Below are 22,931 nucleotides of genomic sequence, written 5' to 3'. Positions count from 1 at the left end.
AGTATAGGATAGCCCCTAGGGCCGGACCAATGGATTTAAGAAAACAGTTGAGGGTAAAAATGTGTACGCTTTCAAAAGGGGCGATTATCATGATGTCAGAGCGTGTAGGAACGTTTCTTCGCTCTATGTGGAGGAGGATCACGCAAAAATTAGTGAACAAGCTCATTCTACTTTTTACCTCGGTGATTATTCTGGTGGTGGGCTCACTCACAATTATTTCCTATCAGATGATTGAAAAGGAGTCGGTTAACCATAGCATCGCCAGCACGACCAATAATCTATTGCTGGTCAATCAGAATTTGGAGGATTACTTGGAGGGAATGCAGCAGTTGGCTCTTCCGCAGCTTCGTTATAACGATATCATGAACGCCATTGCCAATGAGAATCGAGACTATGCTTCGAGAATGGTCATTGAAAATTACTTGCGCAGCATGTTTTATTCACGTAATGATCTGGAAGCGATCTATCTGTACGTGGCGGACCGACATCAATACTATGTGGTCACCAGGGAGACATACAACATTACGGTGCGCAAAGGAATAAACACGGATATTCCCAAGCTTCCCTGGTATAAAGAGGCGATGGCTAGTACCACGAACGAATCATTTCAATCCTTTGTGGGGTCCCGCTCTGATATGGGCTATGTGGCACCACAAGCCAGCTTTATGGCATACCATCGAGTGCTGAGGTCGATTGCATCCCGCCATCCGCAGGCGGTGCTGTCCTTTTATTACAATACGAGCGCCGTGGACGAAATCATGCAGAACATTCCACTGGGCAAAGGGGACCAATTGATGCTAATGAGCCCTAAAGGGGTTCCCTTTTATGTGAACAGCTTTCCGCTGTATGAGCGGATGCGTGATTCTGGAGTGTTGACACAGATCGGCAAGGGAGGAAGCGGGCGAGTAACGTGGTCAGATAGCAGTGGGGATCAGGAGTATTTGGTCGTCTATGATGTTGGTGAAAAAGAGGGGTGGCAGCTCATTAAGCCCATCCCATACCGCCAGATTTATGAAGCAGCTACGACAACACGGAATTGGAGCTATGCCATCGGAGCTTTATTTTTAGGTGTGTCTATTATATTAGTGACACTGACCTCGAACGCCATTACCCGACCTTTACATAAGCTGTCCACCCAGATGAAGCGGTTTAGCACCGGAGATTTTGGAGCAACAGCTCCTGTGAAGGGACATGACGAGATTGCATATTTGTCGCTGCATTTTAACGAAATGGTACAAAGAACCGAAGAACTTATTAATGAGCGCTATCGCATGAAGCTGGTCGAAAAGAACGCCATACTCAAGGCGTTGGAGGCTGAAATTAATCCTCATTTTCTGTACAATGCCCTGCAAGCCATATCCACACAGGCATTAAAGCGGGAGATGTTCGACATGGCGGATATGGTGGATGCGTTGGCCCAAACGTTGCGGTATTCCATCAACGGCAAGGATATCGTAGTTGCCCGCGAAGAGCTCAAGCACATTGAACGGTATATAGGTCTGCAAAAAGCAAGGTTCGGAGCGAGACTGCGGGTCGAAGTGGTATGGGAAGAAACGCTGATGGAGCTGCCGATTCCGAGATTATCTGTGCAGACGTTGGTGGAAAACGCTATCAAGCATGCGTTGGAAAAAGTATCAAGCGATATTCTGATCGTCATTTCAGCCGAATCGAGTTCTACAAATGCCACAATTACAGTCAGGGACAACGGACCTGGAATTTCAGAGGACAAGCTGAAAATGGTGCTGGATTCATTCCATGAAAAATGGGAAGAACGGGAGAGCGAGCATATTGGTTTGAAAAATCTGAACACACGGTTGAAGCTTTTGTATGGAGATCAGGCAGGATTATTCATACTTACGGATGAAACGGGAACGGAAATGAGAATGCAAATTCCCCGGGGAGGAAGTAGTCATGTATAACGTATTGATTATTGACGATGAGGAGCCATTGCGCGAAGCCATTCGTATTATCGGGGATTGGGACGGTCTGGGCATCGAACATATTTATGAGGCGACGAATGGAAGGTTGGGACTGGAGCTGTTGGGTCAGCACCATATAGATGTGGTGATGGTCGATATGAAAATGCCTGAGCTGAACGGTATCGAATTTCTTCGTGCCATCGAAAAGGCATATCCCCACCTGCTGACGATTGTCATTAGTGGCTACAATGACTTTGAATTTACACGGCAGGCGATTCAATCCCGGGTGGTGGACTATCTGCTCAAACCTATCAATCGTCAGGATCTGAACCAGGCACTGCGCAAAGCAGTGGACATTCTGGAAAGTCGAGAGCAAAGCAAAAACAAGTTCATTAGCCAGAACATTACGCTGAATATGTCACTGCCGAAGCTGAAAGAGAAGCTATATTTGTCCATTTTGGACGGTAGCTTCAAAAGGCAGGCCAATACGGCGTTGCTCCCATTGATCGGAGCGGATCAGCCGGGGAATCGCTTTGGGGTGATCGTGCTGCGGCTGCTGAACAGGGATGAGATTCGCAGGACGCGTTTTCATGGCGATGCCGATCTGATGGATTTTGCCGTGACCAATGTGTTAGCTCAGACGTCAGATGAACGGTTGAGTTGTTTTAGCTTCTCCCATCCGCGACGGGAGCGTGAGGTCGTTTCGATCTGTACCTTGGCCCCAGGACAAGAAGAACATATGGCCTTACTATTGGCACAAGTGACACAGAAGGCGGTGGCGAACCTGCATGGGCTGTTCAGCATGGTGGTAGTTGCCGGATTGGGTAAGCTCTGCACAGATGTATTGGAGCTAGCGTCTGCTTATATGGATGCCAAGACGCTCATTCACAGCACGGATGTGTTGAAGCTGGAAGGGGAATCCATTCTTCATACAGTGCCACGGCAAATGGGTACGTTAGAGGAAATGTCATGGACGGAGCGACTGTTGTCGATCCAAAAGGATGCTCAGACAGGTCAGGCGAACCGGGCAAAGGTACTGCTGGGCGATCTGCTAAAACAATTGGCATCAGGCCCTATTTTCCGTTTACAGGATGCGGATCGAATGATGAAGGAGTTCCATTTTTTACTGAGAGAAGCTGCGATTGAGTTGGGTGCGTCTACGTCAGCGTTGAATCAAGATGGAGCTTTGGAAGAACCGGAGCAAGTGGGGGAAAGCGATTTATCTGCTGATTTTACGAGCTTTGTCCACTACGGTCAGAGATTGAATCGGATGCTGGAGCTTTACATTGCTGGGGTCCAACATGCTCAAGCGGGGAACCAGCCCTTTGACATAACGGATATCAAAAGGCACATCGACCGTTATTATTTTGAGGATATCAAAATTTCTTTTTTTGCCGAAACCTATTTTTTGAGTCGGGAATATCTGATGAAGCTGTTTAAGCAGCAGTTTGGTTACGGTATTCACGAATATGTACAGAAGGTTAGAATGGACAAGGCGAAGGAGCTGCTGGGTGATTCTAGCCTGAAAATACAGGAAATCTCGGATATGCTCGGCTACAAAGATAAAAATTATTTCAGTAAGGCTTTTCGTAATTATTATCAGGTGTCACCGTCTGAGTATCGCGTGAGCCTGCAATAAACCACTTTTTTACCCTTAATGCTTCACTAATCTGCCTTTTTAAATTGCAGTATATTTTTTAGAATGAGCGCATGGACGTTGATCACAAACAAATGGGGGAGTATCCATGTTAAAGAAGATGATGGCGTTATCCGGCAGTTTGCTTTTGACGGTCGGTTTGTTGAGCGGATGTGGAAGTAGCGGCGGCACGGATGCGTCGAAAGAAAGTGCTGGCGGCAAAGAAGATTTGAAAACGGTTACAATAAACATGTTCACAGCTTCACCAGAGTATACCGATGCTTTTAACGCGTATATCGAGGAGTATAAGAATGTCAAACCTAACGTGAAGATCAATCTGGAGATCATGCAGGCAGACTACAACACGATTCTGAAGTCGAAAATAGCCTCAGGTAGTACACCGGATGTATTCCAAACGACGGCAGGAGGCGACATCGACACGTATGCAGATTATAGCGCCGATCTGACCAATGAGCCGCTGGCAGCAGCCATGACGGATGCTGTTCGAGCGAATATGAGCTCCAGTGACGGGAAAGTGCTGGGACTCCCGGTAAAAGGGAACCTGTTTACGCTGATTTACAATAAGGATTTGCTTACCAAGGCTGGGGTAACTTCCCCGCCAAAGACGATTGCAGAAATGCAGGATGCGGTCACCAAGCTAGAGGCGAAGGGCATTACTCCATTTGCCAACGCATATAAAGAGTGGTGGGTATGGAAACATATCTTCCAACACTATGTAGATGCTGCCGCGCAGGATGCAGGCGTGGAACCGAAGCAACTCGTTAGTGATTTTATCGCAGGCAAAGCAAAAATCAAGGACTACCCAGTGCTGTACAATAACTTCTTTAACTTCATTGATTTGACGGTGAAACATGGCACAGACAAGCCACTGGAACGGGACAGCAATGCGGAAGTAAGTGATTTTGCATCTGGAAAAGCTGCGTTTATGACGGGTAAAGGTGCGTGGGATGAGGAAGCAATCAAGAAAATTAATCCTGATCTCAAGATTGGCATCATGGGATATCCGGTGAGTGACAAAGCGGATCAATCGGTCATCATTACCGGTGCAGATCAGGCGCTACGTATCAACAAGGATTCCGAAGTATCCAAGGAAACAATTGAATTCTTCAACTGGCTGTACACTTCGGAATACGGTAAGAACTGGTTCTCCCAGGTAGCGAAGGTGATTCCTCCAATTAAGGATGCACCGCTTCCTGATCTGGAAATGCCTAAGGAAATGGAAAGCATTTTGAAAACGTCGAAGTCCGGTGATCTGTCTGTTAACTACTCGCTGGATACGTTCCACCAAAAATTTGGCGAGCTGATGCAGGCATATATCAGCGGTAACATGAATAAGGATCAGGCGGTTGCAGAGATTGAGAAGGCATGGGTGCAATTAGGTTCAGCACAATAAGATTGGTTCCGCAGAGGCGTCCGTAAGGGCGTCTTTTTGTATTATAGCTAGGAGGCGGAGAGGGGATGGACAAAAAAATATTTAATAATATTTAAATATTTACTTGCAAAAAGTTATTGAGTTGTGGATAATAGGTTGTGTGCAATATATCTACACCATACGACATACATAATGACTGCAAGTTGCAAATGTGAGAGATCCCCCGTTGGAGGGAATCTCTTTTATTCCGTTTGGACTATGCCGATTATGTTTTTAATAGACCGTGTAATTTGAAGCGTATTTTTCGTTTATGTGACGAAGATAAAAAGGAGATGAACGTTTTGACGAATTCGTTGTTTACACCGTATACACTGAAAGATTTGGAATTAAAGAATCGTGTGGTGATGCCCCCGATGTGCCAATACTCGGTGACAGCCAAGGACGGGATTCCGAATGATTGGCATCATGTCCATTACCTGAGCCGGGCTATTGGAGGCACGGGCCTGATTATTATAGAAATGACGGACGTGGAACCGGATGGACGGATTACAGATTATGATCTGGGTCTTTGGTCAGACGAGCATGTCCCAGCTTATAAGAAGCTGGTTGACGGCATTCATGCGCACGGGTCCAAGGTAGGCATCCAGATTGCTCACGCGGGTCGTAAAGCTGAGGATGCAGCTGAGCCAGTTGCTCCTTCCGCGATTGCATACCCGGATGCGAATTATAAACAGCCACGCGCGCTTACGACGGAGGAAGTCCGTGGCATGGTGCAGAAATTCGCAGACGCTACCCGGCGTGCAGTTCAAGCGGGCGTGGATACGATTGAACTTCACGGGGCACATGGTTACTTGATTCACCAATTCCATTCGCCAGTTACAAACAAGCGGGACGACGAGTACGGTAAGGATTTATCCCGTTTCGGTGTTGAGGTTATTCAGGCTGTACGCAAGCAAATGCCTGCGGGTATGCCGTTAATCTTACGCATCAGTGCGGTGGAATACGTAGATGGTGGGTACGATGTGGATCATGCCATTGAGCTGAGCCGTGCATATCAGGCGGCAGGCGTAGACGTGATCCATGTTAGCTCGGGCGGGGAAGGCCCTGCTGGCGTCAGAAAGCCGGGCAACTATCCGGGCTATCAAGTGCCGTTCGCACGCCAAATTCGCGAGGCACTGAACATCCCGGTGATTGCTGTAGGCTCGTTGGATGACCCAGCCTTGGCGCAGTCCGTTATCGGCAACGAGGATGCCGATCTGGTCGCTGTGGGACGCGGATTGCTGCGCGATCCATATTGGGCGATTCATGCAGCAGTGACGCTGCGCGGCGAGGAGCCTTCCATACCTGAACAATATCAACGTGGCTACTGAGGCCTAAGTAATCCCACGTTGTTTATATATAAACAAGGCACCTGCAACGAAGTGTACGCTTCGTCAGGTGCCTGTTTTGTTTTATGGACAGATGGTACAGTGTAAGCAATCTTACACGTAGTAGTGGTTATATTTTGTATACTTGTATTATTTAGTGATTAGGAGGTTTGAAAGTGGAATATATTATCGAAACGAAAAAGCTCCGCAAACAGTTTGGGGGGGCTGTAGCCGTAGACGACATATCCTTACATGTGGAGCGTGGCAGTATCTACGGTTTCCTCGGTGAAAATGGAGCTGGTAAGACAACCACTATCCGCATGCTAATGAGGCTAATTGAGCCTACAAGTGGGGAGGTTTTTTTATTTGGCGAGCGGCTGGAGAAAAACTATCCTTCTATTTTCTCGAAAATAGGTACAATTATCGAAACACCCGGTTTATACGAAAATTTGAGTGCACGCGATAATTTAAGAATTTGCTGTATGTATATGGGGGTGCAGGACGATGGAAGGATAGAACGTACCCTAACCACGGTGGGATTAGAGCATACCGGCAAAAAAAAGTTTAAGGATTTTTCCCTAGGGATGAAGCAAAGATTAGGGATTGCAAGGGCGCTTGTTCATGACCCTGAGTTGCTTATATTAGATGAGCCGACGAACGGACTGGACCCATCTGGAATTAAGGAAATTCGTCAGCTATTGAAGCGGTTGTGCGAGGAAGAAGGAAAAACGATTCTTATTTCCAGTCATATCTTGAGCGAAATTCAGCAGTTAGCTACACACATCGGGATTATACATAATGGAAAGCTGTTAGCGGAAGATCGTTTGAGCCGATTAGAGGAAGGTTTTGAGCAATATACAGATGTAAAGGTAGACGATGCAGAAGCAGTGCAAGCATTTCTGCAAGAGCACATGAAGCAACTTCAATCTAATGTGATATCCCCACAACAACTAAGAATTCATAGTCAGATTGAGAATACAGCTGCGTTAAATAAGCAGTTAATAGATCATCAGTTTTCAGTCTATGAGATACACACCACAAAGCAGACACTGGAGGAGTACTTTCTAACACTCATTTCAGAAGAGGGTGAGCGGCATGATTAGAGCAGAACTTATTAAGCTTAAAGGCTCTAAAGCCTTCTTGTTGAGCTATATTATATTACTGGCTGTTGTACTGTTGATGTTTGGATTGAGCGCTATTTTTTACAGATATTCAATTGATAATCTAGGTTGGGACTACTATTTTACAAATATTGTTTCCTTGGTCAATATTGCAGCCGGATTTATCAGCTATTACATTTTAACGGGTCATATTTTTGCAAGAGAGTATCAGGAAAACACGCATCTGTTTATGTTTACCACGCCTGTCACCAGGGTTAAATTTTATTTTAGTAAATTGGTCCTTATTTATGGATTTATAATGGTGTCCTTATTTTTCGTGCTGTTTTTGTCTGCATTATTAGGCATGCTCATTACAGATCGTCCCTTAACGATGGCTATCTGGGTATACCAAATCCAAGTGTTTGCTAAAATGTGTGTGATGCATGCGATGTTAATCCCAATCGCCTCTTTTTTTGCTATACGCTGGAAGAGCATCATGGTGGTTGTACTCCTAGTTTGTACTGCAATATTTTTGAATTTTATATACAAAAGTGAATGGTACCCTTGGATTGTGCCCTATCTCTTATCTCCTAATGAAAGAAATGCGACTATACCTACCAATGTTTCAATAGCATGGCTCAGCTTATCCGTGATCTTTCTTCTTGGATTGTTTTTATCCATATGGACATATCAAAGAAAAGACTAAATGGAGAGTTTTTGAGAGGAGGGTTACTATGCTTGACCTGTTTAAAGCAGAGTGCTTGAAGCTGAAAGGAACTAAAATTCTTTTTCTAAGTGTGTTTATTTTAATAGCAACCGTATTTTTGACTTTTAGTACTTACGCCATAAATCCTAAACTTTCCTTGGATCGTGATGGATGGAATGAATACTTTATGGATTTGGTATCCTCCATTAATTTAATAACTGGATATATGAGCTATTACATTTTGACCTGCTATATCTATGCGAGAGAATACCAGGAGAACACTCATATTGCACTGTTTACAAACCCAGTTCGCCGAACTCGGATTTACTTCAGCAAGCTGCTCGTTATCTATATGTACATCGCTGTTAGCCTGCTGTTAGCATTTGTGCTATCTGCGATATTGGGTATGTTTATTACGGCCAGACCGCTAACCTTTGAAGTCGTTATGTATCAGCTTGGGATCTTCGCTAAAATGATTGTCATGCATGCAATGCTCATCCCGATCATCACGTTCTTTGCTATTAGCTGGAAAAAATTTGTACCCGCCATTATTGGGATGTGTACGGTTATGTGCTTAAATTTTGTTTTGATTAATACACCGGGGAATACCTTTTATCCATGGACAGTGCCGTTATTGTTTTCTCCCCATGGACAAATGGGCAGAACATTCACGTATGTTCCTGGAGGGGTCATCAGTATTTTCTTTATATTTGTGCTGGGACTTTTTTTAGCGTTGCGAAGTTATGTTCGTATAGAAAAATAAGTAGAGTATAACAAAAAGAAATAGACCGCCCTGGAGAGGGAAACACGGTCTATCTCTAATAGCTAGCCCTTATCTGCCGACCGCTCTTCAAAGCGGCTGTTGCCAAGAGTAGGGATGTTACAGCATCCTTGCTCTTTTTTTAGTATATCCTTCTACCATTTATTTTAGCACAATTGAATATTCGGTGTAACTTATTTGGTGAAAACTTTAACTTCCTTTGGAGCGAGAGTCACGGTGATCGAACCGTTGTTAATCTGAATGGAGTCGTTGCTCAGCTGGTTGGTCAGACGGGTACCGTTGGACAGATTGTCGAAGTTGCCAATCGTGCGAGTTTGACCGCTCCATGAGTTGTTGATAAGTACGATGGCCTCGTCGCCGTTTTTAGAGCGCTGGAAGCTGTAAAAGGAGTCGTCTACCCATTTTTCCTTTTGGCTCCCGTTTTGCAGGGCAGGGTGGCTGTTGCGCACACGGTTCAGCTTAGCGATGTACTGATACAGATCATGATTGGCGTTAAACACAACGTTTTCCCGGTTGGCAGGATCATCTCCGCCACTAAAGCCTTGCTCGGTGCCTTGATAGATGATAGGAATCCCGCGTGAGGTCAAAGTAAAGCCCAAGGCAGCTTTGAGCTGAGGCCATTTGTCATAGTTAGCACCCGGCTTGCCAGAGGCGTCATTCAGGAAACGTTTTACATCATGATTGTCGATAAATACCCCGTTGGTCTGGGCATCGCGATAGTGACGATCATCTGAGTAGCGCTCCTTGATTTTCCTCATAGATTGATCGTGTCCGAACACATCCTTGATTGTATAGTACATCGGAAAATCTAATGCGGCATCGAGATATCGGGTGTAATCCCCCACATAAGCAGGGTCGCCATGGAAAATTTCACCCATGGTGAAGGTATTGGCGGCTTGGTCAAAATCCTTTAGAAAACCCTTCGGTACATGCTTGGCGGTATCCAACCGCAGTCCGTCAATGCCTGTCTCATTAAGCAGCCATTTGATCCAGTTTTTAAGCTCATTTGCGGTAGCGGGGTTTTCATGATTTAGGTCATCCAGTCCAGCCACATCACCGTTTTCAATTTTCCATTGGTTGTTGGAGTTGTAGTCTCCCCCTGTAATGTCACCATTCTGATGATACCAATCTGCTTTGTCAAAAGGAGCCTTGGCGAACCCGTTCCCCGGCTGAAAATCACCTGTGTGATTGGGAACTACGTCCAGCATAACAGCGATATTTTTGTCGTGTGCCTTACCAACCAGCTCTTTGAACTTGTCCATGGTACCGAGATGTCCGTCTACCGCATAAAAATCATACGTATGATAGCCGTGGTAAGCGTATTCGCTCTTTTGCATCGTTACTGGAGTAATCCAGATGGCGGTAAACCCCATATTTTTAATGTAGTCGAGTTGGTTAATAATACCTTGAAAATCGCCACCGTGCCACTTGCGCTGATCGCTGTTGTTGGAATTGAAGCCACCGTAGTTATCGTTGGATGTATCTCCGTTGCTGAAACGGTCTGTCATGATAAAATAAATGCTCTGTTTGCTCCAGTCTGTGCCAAGGGGAGTGGGCTTGGAGAGGGTACCCGGATCTATAGAGGTGAAGGCGCTCGAAAGCGCCTCCGTTTGAGCAGTTACTTCAACTCCGTTAACATTGGGTGTGTAGGTAGAAGTGCTTACATTTAAGGATGCACCCGAAAGTTTTTCTGTTTGGATAGGCCATGCCACTTCGTTGAGGTCGGTTGTGTAGGTGGAAGTCACTACGCTGACGGCACTTCCTGAAGGTGCCCCCGTTCGGATAGATCCTGCAGCTCCGTTCAAGCCGGGTGTGTAGGTAGAAATTCCCGTGCTGAAAAGGTAGTTTTTGGTGTTGTTGCTGTCCCAGCTGTTATTGCCGTCGTTAAAAGCGGCTTCCAATTGGGAGGCAGACCCGATATCGACGGTAATTTTGGCATAGCCGCTAATTTCGGCATCCTGCATTTTCACACCAGGCGCAGCAGTCCAGCTTCCGCCGGCAGGGCGATAGTGAATGTAAGGCGAATTAAAGCCTTTTTTGTAGTATACCGTTACCTTGTTAGTTGTACCGCCGCCATCCCCGGGAATCGTACCCGCTGGAGCGCCAGATGTGATCGTTCCCGCATTGCCGCTGTTACCGGGCGTGTACGTAGAAGTACCCGTGCTGAAGGAGTAGTTTTTGGTGTTGTTGCTGTCCCAGCTGTTATTGCCATCATTAAAAGCGGCTTCCAATTGGGAGGCAGACCCGATATCGACGGTAATTTTGGCATAGCCGCTAATTTCGGCATCCTGCATTTTCACACCCGGTGCAGCAGTCCAGCTACCACCAGACGGACGGTAGTGAATGTAAGGCGAGTTGAAGCCTTTTTTATAGTATATCGTTACTTTGTTGCCTGTACCGCCATTATTGTCAGGCTTGGCTTTGCTGATGATATATTGTTTGAATCCACTCAACTCACCGGTTGGTGAGCCATCATTGTTGACGAGATTATTGATGCGCAATAACGTAAACCCGTGATAACCGAACTTCGTGATTTTCTCCTCGATTTTTTGGAAGCCGCTGCCGCCTGTCGGGAGTGCATTTTCACCATTCAGGCGAACACCCTTGGCATTCGCGATGGAGGAGACGGTATCAACCAGGGTGGACGGCAACGAATAATTCGGTGCTGTGCCACTGTCACTCATCTCCAGGCAAGTAAATGTCAAATCCAGATCCGCATCTTTGAACTTCTCGATGAGACGGTTGTAATCATAATACCCACCTGCTTGCTCTGTGCTGTGAGGCATGGCAGGATTGTTCATCTGCCAGTGCAGACCGGAAATCTTGGCTCCGATACGGACACCGAACACAGAATCGAAGTTTTTGTGTGCAGCAGCTCCGATGACGCCCAGATGCTTCTCAAGCACGCTTTGATACCACGACAGAAAATCCTTTCCATACGTGGAATTATACCCGCCGTTCGTATAAAATCCGTCCCCGTCAGTCGGCGGATTGATTTGGCTAAGGCTGCTCAGCTTGGTACCCCATGCCGCATTAATCTTATCCATTGATCCATACTTTTCATTCATGGCCGTGCGGAACGCACTTTTGGCTGTTTCAGTGTAGGCTTGGAATTTGCCCCGTGCAGGATAACTCCATCCCGCTGCCGGATAGTATGAAGGATATCGCAATTCTCCAGAGGGCCCACCGCTTAAATAAATTTTGGGAATGATGCTTTTGTAGCTAGCAAAGGTTTGAGCAAATGAGGCATATAGCTCGTCATATTGTTTACCAGTCCCGCTCCATAATGGAGAGAGGGCTTCGTTATTGGCAAAACCGCTTTCGTCCTTGAACTGCATTTCATCTGCACTGCCTTTGCTCGACAGCCAGCTTGGCAGTGGGATGTTGCAGTCATCTCCCACATTTCCTCCACACTTATGCGTTGAGATGATAGGAACCCACTTCAGTCCCGCTTCTTTCACGGCATCTGCATAGGTCTTGTAGTAGCTCCAATCGAACTGGTTATCTCCTGCGCTCTCCACATAGCCCCACCAGACGTCGGTAGTGATGGCATACACGCCATTGTTTTTCAACGTTTGCAGTTGCTTTTTAAAGGAACCCCAGTCATTAATTTTCGCCAGCGGTCCCATAACGGAAGCCTGAAAATCATCTGCAACCGCAGCGCTCGCAGTATTAGAGGGTGAGCCAATGAAGGCGGTCAGAGACAGCACAAGGCTTAGTAGAAGCATACACCCTTTTTTCCATAGACTTCGATACAAGGTCAAACCGATCATCCTCCCCAAAGCATAGTCTAATTCGACAACATTTTGTAAACGTCTACAAAAATAGTATAAAGCAAGCGGTTGCATAAAAAGAAGAATTTATTGCACACTCAGAGTGGACAAATATGACATTTTACGTAAGCAACCGTGTGCTTAAAAGTTTCCAGGCAAAAAAATAAGGCATAGGTCTGAGTAAGACGCATGCCTTTTAGTAATGTGCGGATAGACAATGCCAGTATAGTAGAAAGCTGAACCTAGGCGTAGAGAAGCCTTGTTCCAGTCTGTATGAAAGTATTGCCGAGACAGCTTGCTTAATAAATAGGGCGATTCTTCTGGTCCGGAATGCCACTTTTACGGTAGAAATACGTATTGATCCGATCCCGCCATTCTTTGGCATGCTCAGTCTGATGCTCCAGCCGCTTCAGCACCTGTTCATACATGGCATCATTCAGTTGCCCTCGTAGACTAACCCATGTGTCTCGGAGATGGGCCGCACGTTCTGCACCTTCAAAATGGGTATCATAAATGTGCTGTATGACAGTTTGGCCGGAGTGGAGCAAGTGTGTATAAGGAACATGGTGAAAGAATAAAAGCAGCTCATCCGGGCAGGTGTCCGTAGATTCGTAGATATTAGTATTGGGAGAAAAATATTGTCCTGCATAGCCCGTTCCGGTTGCGGACGTGCGATCTACCCCGATCCCCCGGCAATCAGCAAAATGGTAGGTGCCCCACATAGAATATTCGTACCCGTCTACATCCGGCCCATAGTGGTGATCGGGACTGACCATCCAGCCGACCCCGAGAGGGGCGGTGTAGGATTCGTAGATATTCCATGAATCGAGCAGCATCTGCTTAAGGGTAGAAATTAAATCTGTGTCGCCGTCGCTATTCCCTTGTCTGCCAAACGTCAGCCGAACCCACTCGTCAGCGATTTCGTCTGCGGACAGGTCCGGGTCCCATGCCAACCGGCCATAGCCATAAAGATTGGATTGGGCGAGCAAATGTCCGGTCCAATTGGTGTCTGCACCGATATTGGATACAGCGGCTATTCCATAGTTGGTATGCTTGGGAGAATGCAAAGCGCCACTCACGATACGCTTGATGGTGGAGCCTTTTCCTCGGGCGTAGGTGTCAAAATCCAATATCTCCTTCCATTGCGGAACAAGGTAACATAGATGTTTCTGTTGGCCGGTGTACTCTTGCGCAATTTGAAATTCCAGCAGTACCTGAGTGGATTCTAGCGCACCGAACAGGGGGGAGACAGGCTCCCGCACCTGAAAATCCATGGGACCATTTTTGATCTGTAAAATGACATTTTCCCGAAACAGCCCATCCAGCGGTTTAAAATGGTCAAAGGCTGCGCGGGCCCGATCCGTCTTGCGATCGCGCCAGTCCTGCTTGCAGTTGTAGACAAAGCAGCGCCAAATCACGCGTCCGCCATAGGGCTGCAACGCATCTGCCAGCATATTGGCTCCATCGGCGTGATGGCGCCCGTAGCTGAACGGTCCGGGCCGATTTTCGGAATCGGCTTTGACCACAAAACCACCCAGATCAGGAACGGCGGCGTAAACTTCCTGGGCTTTGGTCTGCCACCATTCAGCTACAGCTGATTCTAAGGGGTCGGCTGTGGTTAACCCGCCGAGCTGAATAGGACTGGCATAGTTAATGCTCAAGTAGATCTGTATGCCATAGGCGCGAAACACCGCAGCTACTTTAGCCACATCCGGTAGGAATCTATCTGTAATCAGCTCGGTTTCTACCTGATGGACATTCACATTGTTGATGGATAGTGCTTGAATGCCTACAGAAGCGAGCAGACGGGCGTAGTCTCGCAGGCGCTCCATATTTGTAGTAAAGGCATTATTGTCGTAGAAAATAGATCCGCCCGCATATCCACGTTCAACACTACCATCCATGTTATCCCAGTGGTTGATCATGCGGATGGGATTAACAGGGTTGGATAATTGGTCTAGAATGGGGGCGTGCAATGATTCGATGGTGGGCTTCAACTTCCCATCTAGTCCTCCCTGCAGGTAGCGCAGCAGATGAAAGACTCCGTACAATACGCCTTTGGAGGTCTGCCCTGCGACTGTAACGTATTGTCCTTTGAACTCATCGTTACCATGCGAAGCTGAATATGCCGGATCTAGCATCTCTATCCCGCGAATTCGGTAGCCTTCTGCACCCACTTCTGCCTGTTCCTCTGCGCAGAATCGTTCTGCGACCAAAGGATGCGCTGGGAACGTACCCAGCGCAATGAATGGCGCATTCACAGGAACGGCGCTGATCTTCGGCTGCTGTCCAAACATGGAGGTCAATCCGTGCTGAAGCTCACTCGCAGCCGATTGAAGCACTTCATCTGTCTCATGGACCACGATGACCCTGCACCAAGCGGGCAGCTCTTCTACCTTACTATTGCGGCTGTAATGCAGCCAAGCCGCATAGCCGCTCTCTTTTGGCATATCCATAAGCTTGCTCATATTGGAGCCTCCTTTTGGGCAGGTGAAGATGATCCTCAGGCATGCTGTTCCTGATCCTGACTCATATGCTCAGGGAGAGTCAGACAGTTGCCGTTGCCTTCATACAGCCACAAAATAGCAGTAACTCCGCGTGGGTAGTATTTGCTGCCGTGAGCAACACCGGACAGTATCTGATCACTCCAGCACCAATAGGATTCTTCAGGGTGAAGGAGCCATGAGACGTGGGCAGCGTCTGCGGCCTGCCCAGCTTCTTCCCAAGGCAGTTCCAGCAGCTCGCGGGCAATAAACTGTGACAGATAGATTTTGCTCAGCCAGGAGTTGTTACTGGTCGAGGACAGCTTCCAGCCTCCGTCTTCAAACAGACAAACTCCCGGTACCAGTACAGTTTCCAAATGGCGCCGCAGTGCTTGGATATATCCACCGAACCGTCCATCAGGCTTAAGCGCAGCCTCACATCCTGCAAAGTAAGGGAAGATCAGCCCCTCAATGGCAGGAATAATCTGCGAGTCATTGCCTTCCTTAATAACTGCAGGAATATAGCCCTTGTCTGTCATATGTGCTGTGATTGCGGCTGCGCATTTGTCCGCCTGTAAGCCAGCCTCCTGTGAGAGGGAGTTAAGCCCTTTTGAGGCAAATATTTTTTCCAGTGCAACATATACCGCCCAGCATTTGCTGCCTAGATAAATGTTGTTGCGGGACTGACCCAGAGATACGTCCAGACTGTCGTAGGTCGTAATTTCGGCCCCTCCCCGGGTTCTAGAGCTGTCCAAGCCCATCAAGCCGTTTCGTTGTGCCGGGTCGGGGTGATCCCGCCGTAGCATGCTTTCGAAGCAGTCACACAAGACAGGCAGCATGCGTGTTGTAAATGACTGATCCTGTGTCTGCTCGATATATACCGTGGCGCAGCAAAGCCAGTTCACCAGCTCCTCATGGCTCATGTAAGAGAAGCAGTCGTCAATCCCTGCCAGCTCATAACAGGAGTATCCCTGCCGGGAGAACACGTTGGCCACGCCCATATCATGCGTAAACGTGATACCACCCGGATAGGTCTGTTCCTCTCCCGGAAAGCGTACCTCATCCCGATAGCTGTACCTTTGGACAAACCACTCCAGCTCGTTGCGCACCGTCCATGGATTTAAAATCAATTCATAGTAGAGCTGATCTGCCGTCAAATCGAGTGTATTCATCATCCGATACTCGCCTTCGTTCACAACCCAGATCGGTTCTCCGTCCGCTTGGTGACTAAGCAGTTGGGTGCTGCCGTAGTAGCTGTGGATCGCCTGAGCGAGCATGAATTCCTGATCCGGGCTCAGGTTGGCCGACTCCATCCAGCGATTAGCCTGAACACAGGCTGCGGTGAGGTCTGTAAAATGCTTCAATGCATAGCTCCCCACGTCTTCAATATCCTTGAACAGCCGGGTATAGTAATACGATGCTTCGATGCCTGTCGTTACGATGCCGCCGCGATAGAAGCATATGGCGAAGGTATACGTGCGCTTCTCACCTGCGGGAACGTCCATCAGAAGCGCACCCGTCACGCCTAGGCCAAAGGATAAATTCTCGGCCATGGTCTCCCCAAGCAGCTTCTCCATTGCAAATCCGCTGGCAGGTACTGCTTCGCTGCTGTTGGTCACAATGGCTGTGCTGCGCCCTTGGCCGATGCCTGTGAGTCTTCCCTCCAATGGGGTAGAATCCGTAGTGTCCCTGCGCGGATCTTCTCCTATAATGCGTATGCCGCTATACGGATCACTGCCCTGATAGCCGAAAAAAGCCTTTCGTGCTGCAGTTCCCTGCGTGTTATCGACGGTTAGCTCAGCGAATACCGCCGGGACCAACGCTGCTCGCAGCTCATCCATACCCGCGGTTCCCGGCTCGGGCACCGGGCGAACAGGAGAGTACAGCCGGAACGTCAAATCACCAGCCTGCCATGTATCCGTTCCTGCTTTTAGCTCACGGGTAATGTCTGAATCGGCAAAGGCCATAAGCTGTGGTTCCGTTCGTTTACCCTTTTTCTCCACGTCGTAGCGGGCGCTTTCATCCTGTGTGGATGTAAAAAATGGAAGCGCCTCGTATGCTTCGCCATCTCTGGATTGCAGCCCGATATATACATTTTCATCGGCAGGCTTGCCCAGTTCCAAACCAAGTCCGCCGCGATTGCCCTTAAATCCAAGCGTAAAGCTGGAAAAAGAACCGATCGGTGCATGCTGTGTGTTATAAAATATATTTTTCGCCATATAATGAAACCCCTTTCATAGTAAGGTTTAACTTTGACTAACTTCACTTAGAGCCTAGCATGTCATGTGGCGGGGAACCATTGTCAAATCGCGCAACTATTTATCCAAATCGCGCGGAAAGCGATATACTGGAGTATATCCATGTAAGTAACCAGGAGGGAAAACATGTCGTCACCACGTTTACCGAAGCATCCCCATCATCCAGACCTTACAGCTGCCGGAGAGGAATTCTTTTTTCCCGATGTACGGACCACGGTCAATTTGTTTGCCATTCATACACGAAGTGTCGGAAGAGAGTGGAGCTATCCGCCACACGAGCATCCTCAATATGAAATTAACATCGTGCTTGCGGGAGAACAGATCATGGTTGTGGATGGTCGCAGCTATACCCAGCGACAGGGTGATCTGGTGCTGCTGCGCCCGGGCATTGTCCATTCCAGCCATAGTAACGGAGAGGGATTTACGTATTTTTGTATGCATTTCGATATTGATGATAAACTGTTTCTCTCGCTGCTGAGTCGTCTGGAGCAGGTGCTGTTTCCAGTCGAGGGAACAGTAGCAGGGCAGTTGGGACCAGCGTTGAGCAAGCTGCTCGATCTTTCAACGCCAGAAGACATAGGAGTAGGTAGTGATTCGGTGGCAAAGCGTATGCGAATTCAATCTGCTGTGTTTGAACTGTTCGCAACATTGTGGGAGGCTGTATCCAGTGAAGCGGCCCATCTGCCGGGGCGTGGATATGTGCAGGCAGAGCTTGCCCATCAGATTGCCAGTCGTCTTCAGGGCAGAGTAAATCAGCCTTATGGACAGGCTGGATCGGTGGAAAAACAGGATGGGATTGAGGGGATTTCATCCGAACTAGGTATTAGCGTGTCCCATTGTAATCGTGTATTCCGTAGCGTTTTCGGCGTATCTCCCCGTGTATATCTATCTGAGCTTGTGCTGCATGAGGCCAAGTTGCTGTTAGCTGACCCGCAATGGTCGGTGCAACAAATTGCCGATATGCTCGGCTATGGGGATATTGCGCATTTTAGCAGACAGTTCAAGCGCTGGTCGGGCCAATCGCCGACATCCTATCGCAAAAGCACGGTACAGGAAAGCCCATACGAATAAAAATGAGTATGTCTTAAAAATAGTTACGATATAATCCTTATAAAGGAGCTGACAATAATATGCATTTACATAATCAACGTGTTGTCGTGATTGGCGGCAGTGCAGGTATAGGGCTGGCAACAGCCATAGAAGTAGTAAAGCAGGGGCAAGCATCGTGATCGCTGGGCATGATCCAATCCGACAGGCAGGAATCAATCTTTAAACAAAAATCGGTTCAACACCATACAAAGTGTTGAACCGATTTTTTATGATAACATGCTTGGCCCTCTTGCAACTTTTTAGCTTTGCACATCTAACCCTTTATATTTTCGCAAAATACGTGGATAAATCAACTTAGACCCGATGCATATCATCGCCAGCATGGCGAACAGCAAACCGCTCCACAGCGTCCCATGGATTCCCGCTCTGGCAATAAACCACCCCCCTGCCAGCGAGCCCAGTGACACTCCTAGGTTAATAAACGAGATATACAGACTGTTGGCAAACGCGGGAGCTTCTTTGGCCTCATCAATCACCCAAATCTGGGCGACAATCAGCCCGCTCGTATGAACGGCCCCCCACACGATAATGATGAAGAGCGTAGGGATAAATGAAGAACTGATCCCGTACAACAGCAAATAGGTGCCCCCCAAGACTACTGGATGAAAAAGAGCAGTCCGTACCTTATGCAAGCCCATGAGCTTGCCAGCCAACAGATTGCCGAGCATTCCGCCGATGCCGAAAATAATAAGCAGAAAACTGATAACCTTGCTGCTCATCCCTGTATTTTGCCCCAAATATTCGGCAGAATAGCTATACACCGAAAACATGGCTGCAAAAATAAAAGTAGCCGCCCCGATATTGAGCCACAGCGATACTTTACGCAAAATGCCAAGCTGCTTGCGATAGGAGAACATTTCGGCTTGTGGTGTATCCGGCAGCATAAATAAAATACCGATCCCTGCAAGCCCATTCGCTACCGCAGTAAACCAGAAGGAGGCCTCGTATGAAAATTGATTGGCGATATAGGCTGTAATTGGAATACCGAGTACCATTCCCATGCTCGTGCCGAGAAAGGCTTTGGCAGAAGCTTGTGTTGCTTTTTCCGGGGGATACAACGCAGTGGCAGCGACAAAGGCAAGCGAGAAATACACCGGGTGAAACAGAGCCGGAATGATACGTAAAATCACTAGTAGATAAAAGTTGGATGTATAGGCTGACAGCAAGCTTGTTATGGCAAAAACAAACAACGACATTGTCATGATTCGCTTGCGGTTAAACCTGGACATCAATAGCACCATGAAGGGACCGAACAGCGCGATGATCAATGCAAATGAACTGACAAGAAACCCGGCCTGAGCTGCCGTAATATGAAAACGTTCAATGATGACCGGCAAAATGCCAACCACACCGAACTCAATCGTGTATACACCAAATAGGCCAAGCGCAATGAAAAGCAGGGGCTTACTATATTTCATTGGTTTCATTCCCTCTCCACGTCTTCCTGCTTTACGTCCTTGATTTTGCATGCTAATATTTCATTAAATCATAAAATAATAAGGCAATATTCGAAATAATACATAATAATAATTGTGTTTTTGTAATATTACCTTGAACTTAAGGAGGATGGTTTGATGGATCAAGTGGATCATAAAATTTTGTTGTGTCTACAAAACCAGGCGCGTATCTCCATGACCGAGCTGGGTAAGGAGGTTGGGCTTTCCCAGCCTGCCGTAACGGAAAGAGTGCGGCGCATGGAGGATAAAGGTATTATCACCGGGTATCGTGCCATAGTTTCACATGAGAAAGTCGGAAAGCCGATCATGGCTCACGTGCTCGTGCACACGAATCAATGCAATTCATTTGTTGAGTTTTGCCAATCTGCACCTGAAGTCATTGAGTGCCATAGAATCAGCGGCGAGCAAAATTACTTACTGAAAGTCATGGTTGAGTCTATGCTCAAGCTGGAGCAGTTCGGGGATGAGTGTGGAAAGCACGGGCACTCTACCACGTTAATTGTCCTGTCCTCGCCTGTAGACCATAAACATGTAACCCCCACTTTATTAGATCCTATTTGAGCTACCGTAAATGGCTTGGCAAAGCTCGGTTGTAAACGGACCTGACATCCCTTCGAATGCTGTATTGGTAAAGGCGACCACACTAAGTCTTAGTGCGGGATCAACGAACCACGAATGACCGTAAGCTCCTCCGAGACGCCACGTTCCGGGTGATTCTGCTGTTCCACTTTCGTCGGGATTTTGGAGTACGGTGAATCCTAGTCCAAAGCCCCGCCCCGGCCAGCCTGCCAAGGGGAGGTTCCCGGTCTGGATGGTGCCCATTTCACGAACCCATTCTTCTGAAAGTAACGGATTACCGCCGTTTCGCAGTGTTTCCAGCAGCTGCATGAAATCTTTTGCGCTGCCAATCATACCAGAGCCACCAGAGTGGAAAGCCGTGGGATCAAAGGCTCGTGCAGGCTGAAAACGAAGTCCTGCGGTGCCTTCAAAAACCTGCGCAACCTCAAGCTCACGCATCCGCCGGGGTTCTGATATATCGTTGACATAAGGAGCCGCAAGCCGTCCAGCATCCGCGACCGCGAAACTGGTGTCGTGCATACCGAGAGGTTCGGTAACGAGCTTTTTAACAGCAGCATCAAGGGTTGTGCCACATACACGGCTAATGATAGCGCCGAGCACATCAGTAGCAATCGAATATCCCCACGCTTTACCCGGTGTATATAACAGAGGCACAGAAGCCAAACGTTGCAAGTTCTCTTCCAGTGTAAGATTTGAGAAATCCATGCCATCTGATACGCCTGCACGATGATAGGGACCGCCGCCTTCTTCCTCTAAAAAGCCATAGGTCAACCCGGCAGTATGTGTCAGCAATTGGCGTACTGTAATGGAGGGCTGCTCACCACTGATTAATCGGGGGCGAAAATCGGGCAACCAGCGTTCAATAGATTCATCGAGCTTAATCAATCCTTGGGCTGCCAAAACCAAAGCCGCAGTAGATACAATCGGTTTGGATACAGAAGAAAGCCGAAATAAAGCATCCTCATGCATAGGACGTTGTTCTTCTCGATCAGCCAGCCCCGCCGCTCGGACATACACGGGTGAACCGTCCATATATATCATGACGACTGCGCCGACCAGGCGCTTCTCGGCAAGGGTTTGATCTATAACTGCATTTACACGTCCGTCCAGACCAGCTTGTATCGCAAAAACTCTATTATCCAAACCCATAAATATCTCATCCTCTCTATGATCCAGCGGTTACCGCTTGATGGAACTTAGTTTACAGGATGGGAAGACGACATTACATAAGGTAACAAAGGTATTCAGTGAGCATTTACGTTAAAATAAAATTATATTAAAAGAATGGCCTTGGATTTAAATGAATGGGATTTTACAAGAAGTTATGCTGCGTTTTACAGTGGCTTTGTAAGTTGAGATACGTTGAAAATAGGTGGTAAAATTTACAACAAAGGGGGTTTTGTTTATTGAGGATTGTATCGCGTAATAAGTTGGCTTGCTTGGTTGTCTTAGGAGGGATTTTGACCGTAATTGCTACAGGTTTTGGAGGAGGTAAGGAATCTTATAAACTTCCCGATAAGCCCAAAGAGGCTGCTGTCTCGACATTTTCAGAATATATGAACGCTTCTATGAGTCGCGATTACGATAAGATGCTTTCACTGTCTGATGATTATCGCTTTAAAACAGAACGGGCACGGCTTGATTTTCTAAAAGCCCAGGGAACACTGATTGATTATCGTATCGTGTCTGTGGATGATTCTAACCCTTCCAAGATTGTTGTTTCGTCGATAACGAAGTATGAGGATATGGAGTTACCTTCCATTAAGCATATTCTTGCTTTTGAGGAAGGAAAGTACAAGCTACAAATGAGAAATGTTGTGATCAATATGATTCCTTCATCACCTGACTACAGAACGGTCGAGTACGAGCCTGATAAAGTAGACGACAATTTAGAAGGTAATTTCAAGTGATTTTAATTTTTCAATTTTCTAATCAAACGGTCCAAAGCGTATCCAATGAGATACCAGAAAATTAGTGTAGTGAAGTAAACAATAGTTATGGGGATGTCTGCCTCTCGCACAAATCGAAATGATTCATACATCCAAACTAGCGGGCTAATGATAGCCAATAGTATATTATAGTCGTCGTACCCCGTAAAATTTACAGTAATAACTAGGCATGAGATTAGGACTAGCCAAAAACGAAAAGATTTCATTGCCTGTACCTCCGCAATTGTATTTGTTGTAATAGACGAATAAAAAAGCTGAAGGTAGCATTTATTCCAAATTTATTTATTAAAATGTATTAAAAAGAATGATATTTCGATCCTATTTACTTGTCACGATTTTTAACCGTGCGGTATTCGTATGGATTTGAGTGACGCTGGATTCTTTCAGACTTTTCGATTTATGATATACTCTCGATATATG

The 22,931-nt window shown here is 47.1% G+C and carries 16 protein-coding genes; 11 read left to right on the top strand and 5 right to left on the bottom strand.

What is annotated here, in order from left to right:
* Nucleotides 1-59 precede the first annotated feature (59 nt).
* From NLX73_RS12060 to NLX73_RS12030, 7 genes are all read left to right on the top strand, one after another.
* On the top strand, nucleotides 60-1,919 hold the full coding sequence (locus NLX73_RS12060; protein WP_254326266.1) for a cache domain-containing sensor histidine kinase: 1,860 nt from the start codon (nucleotides 60-62) through the stop codon (nucleotides 1,917-1,919).
* Nucleotides 1,912-3,558, top strand: coding sequence for a response regulator transcription factor (locus NLX73_RS12055; RefSeq protein WP_250260111.1), 1,647 nt, complete (start codon nucleotides 1,912-1,914; stop codon nucleotides 3,556-3,558). Before NLX73_RS12060 ends, NLX73_RS12055 begins: the two co-directional genes overlap by 8 nt.
* Before the next feature lie 106 nt (nucleotides 3,559-3,664).
* Entirely contained in the window at nucleotides 3,665-4,969 is a 1,305-nt protein-coding gene (locus NLX73_RS12050) for an ABC transporter substrate-binding protein (protein WP_254326265.1), read from the top strand.
* A gap of 320 nt (nucleotides 4,970-5,289) precedes the next feature.
* Nucleotides 5,290-6,318 (top strand): NADH:flavin oxidoreductase/NADH oxidase, encoded by a 1,029-nt coding sequence (locus NLX73_RS12045; RefSeq protein WP_254326264.1) that lies wholly within the window; start codon nucleotides 5,290-5,292, stop codon nucleotides 6,316-6,318.
* 173 nt (nucleotides 6,319-6,491) lie between these two features.
* Entirely contained in the window at nucleotides 6,492-7,418 is a 927-nt protein-coding gene (locus NLX73_RS12040) for an ABC transporter ATP-binding protein (protein WP_254326263.1), read from the top strand.
* Nucleotides 7,411-8,121 (top strand): ABC transporter permease, encoded by a 711-nt coding sequence (locus NLX73_RS12035; protein WP_254326262.1) that lies wholly within the window; start codon nucleotides 7,411-7,413, stop codon nucleotides 8,119-8,121. The genes NLX73_RS12040 and NLX73_RS12035 overlap by 8 nt, the downstream gene beginning before the upstream one ends.
* Nucleotides 8,122-8,149: 28 nt before the next feature.
* Nucleotides 8,150-8,884 carry an ABC transporter permease gene (locus tag NLX73_RS12030; protein ID WP_254326261.1) on the top strand — a complete coding sequence of 245 codons (735 nt, stop codon included), beginning with the start codon at nucleotides 8,150-8,152 and terminating at the stop codon, nucleotides 8,882-8,884.
* Between the two features lie 191 nt (nucleotides 8,885-9,075).
* On the opposite strand, the gene NLX73_RS12025 is transcribed toward NLX73_RS12030, so the two are convergent.
* From NLX73_RS12025 to NLX73_RS12015, 3 genes are all read right to left on the bottom strand, one after another.
* Entirely contained in the window at nucleotides 9,076-12,666 is a 3,591-nt protein-coding gene (locus tag NLX73_RS12025; RefSeq protein WP_254326260.1) for a family 14 glycosylhydrolase, read from the bottom strand.
* A gap of 308 nt (nucleotides 12,667-12,974) precedes the next feature.
* A complete protein-coding gene (locus NLX73_RS12020) occupies nucleotides 12,975-15,143 on the bottom strand; it encodes an alpha-glucuronidase family glycosyl hydrolase (RefSeq protein ID WP_254326259.1) in 2,169 nt (722 codons plus the stop codon).
* A gap of 35 nt (nucleotides 15,144-15,178) precedes the next feature.
* On the bottom strand, nucleotides 15,179-17,377 hold the full coding sequence (locus tag NLX73_RS12015) for a glycoside hydrolase family 52 protein (protein ID WP_254326258.1): 2,199 nt from the start codon (nucleotides 17,375-17,377) through the stop codon (nucleotides 15,179-15,181).
* A 165-nt stretch (nucleotides 17,378-17,542) separates the two neighbouring features.
* Between NLX73_RS12015 and NLX73_RS12010 the strand changes: the two genes are divergently transcribed.
* Entirely contained in the window at nucleotides 17,543-18,487 is a 945-nt protein-coding gene (locus tag NLX73_RS12010) for a helix-turn-helix domain-containing protein (protein WP_254326257.1), read from the top strand.
* Between the two features lie 59 nt (nucleotides 18,488-18,546).
* A complete protein-coding gene (locus tag NLX73_RS25135) occupies nucleotides 18,547-18,645 on the top strand; it encodes a hypothetical protein (protein ID WP_367997100.1) in 99 nt (32 codons plus the stop codon).
* A 120-nt stretch (nucleotides 18,646-18,765) separates the two neighbouring features.
* On the opposite strand, the gene NLX73_RS12005 is transcribed toward NLX73_RS25135, so the two are convergent.
* The gene (locus NLX73_RS12005) at nucleotides 18,766-19,944 is read right to left on the bottom strand and encodes an MFS transporter (protein ID WP_254326256.1); all 1,179 of its coding nucleotides are present in this window, start codon (nucleotides 19,942-19,944) and stop codon (nucleotides 18,766-18,768) included.
* Nucleotides 19,945-20,100: 156 nt separating this feature from the next.
* Between NLX73_RS12005 and NLX73_RS12000 the strand changes: the two genes are divergently transcribed.
* Entirely contained in the window at nucleotides 20,101-20,544 is a 444-nt protein-coding gene (locus NLX73_RS12000) for an Lrp/AsnC family transcriptional regulator (RefSeq protein WP_023990936.1), read from the top strand.
* Here the strand turns inward: NLX73_RS12000 and NLX73_RS11995 are convergent.
* Complete coding sequence (locus NLX73_RS11995; RefSeq protein WP_254326255.1) at nucleotides 20,530-21,711, bottom strand: serine hydrolase domain-containing protein; 1,182 nt, start codon at nucleotides 21,709-21,711, stop codon at nucleotides 20,530-20,532. The two genes, NLX73_RS12000 and NLX73_RS11995, sit on opposite strands and share 15 nt — an antisense overlap.
* A gap of 257 nt (nucleotides 21,712-21,968) precedes the next feature.
* On the opposite strand from NLX73_RS11995, the gene NLX73_RS11990 reads away from it, so the two are divergent.
* Nucleotides 21,969-22,472: a hypothetical protein gene (locus NLX73_RS11990; protein WP_254326254.1), complete on the top strand. Its 504-nt coding sequence runs from the start codon at nucleotides 21,969-21,971 to the stop codon at nucleotides 22,470-22,472.
* The last annotated feature ends 459 nt before the right edge of the window (nucleotides 22,473-22,931 follow it).

The organism is Paenibacillus sp. CH40 (assembly GCF_024213605.1).
In the GTDB taxonomy this organism is placed as follows: Bacteria; Bacillota; Bacilli; order Paenibacillales; family Paenibacillaceae; genus Paenibacillus; species Paenibacillus polymyxa_B.
The sequence above is the reverse complement of the archived record's forward strand: the minus strand, read 5'-3'. Positions and strand labels throughout refer to the sequence as shown.

Bases quoted from the DNA above. Each gene is read 5' to 3' on its own strand.
- NLX73_RS12060 (WP_254326266.1), top strand. From the start codon at position 60: ATGTGTACGCTTTCAAAAGGGGCGATTATCATGATGTCAGAGCGTGTA.
- NLX73_RS12055 (WP_250260111.1), top strand. From the start codon at position 1,912: ATGTATAACGTATTGATTATTGACGATGAGGAGCCATTGCGCGAAGCC.
- NLX73_RS12050 (WP_254326265.1), top strand. From the start codon at position 3,665: ATGTTAAAGAAGATGATGGCGTTATCCGGCAGTTTGCTTTTGACGGTC.
- NLX73_RS12035 (WP_254326262.1), top strand. From the start codon at position 7,411: ATGATTAGAGCAGAACTTATTAAGCTTAAAGGCTCTAAAGCCTTCTTG.
- NLX73_RS12030 (WP_254326261.1), top strand. From the start codon at position 8,150: ATGCTTGACCTGTTTAAAGCAGAGTGCTTGAAGCTGAAAGGAACTAAA.
- NLX73_RS12020 (WP_254326259.1), bottom strand. From the start codon at position 15,143: ATGAGCAAGCTTATGGATATGCCAAAAGAGAGCGGCTATGCGGCTTGG.
- NLX73_RS12015 (WP_254326258.1), bottom strand. From the start codon at position 17,377: ATGGCGAAAAATATATTTTATAACACACAGCATGCACCGATCGGTTCT.
- NLX73_RS12010 (WP_254326257.1), top strand. From the start codon at position 17,543: ATGTCGTCACCACGTTTACCGAAGCATCCCCATCATCCAGACCTTACA.
- NLX73_RS25135 (WP_367997100.1), top strand. From the start codon at position 18,547: ATGCATTTACATAATCAACGTGTTGTCGTGATTGGCGGCAGTGCAGGT.
- NLX73_RS12005 (WP_254326256.1), bottom strand. From the start codon at position 19,944: ATGAAATATAGTAAGCCCCTGCTTTTCATTGCGCTTGGCCTATTTGGT.
- NLX73_RS12000 (WP_023990936.1), top strand. From the start codon at position 20,101: ATGGATCAAGTGGATCATAAAATTTTGTTGTGTCTACAAAACCAGGCG.
- NLX73_RS11995 (WP_254326255.1), bottom strand. From the start codon at position 21,711: ATGGGTTTGGATAATAGAGTTTTTGCGATACAAGCTGGTCTGGACGGA.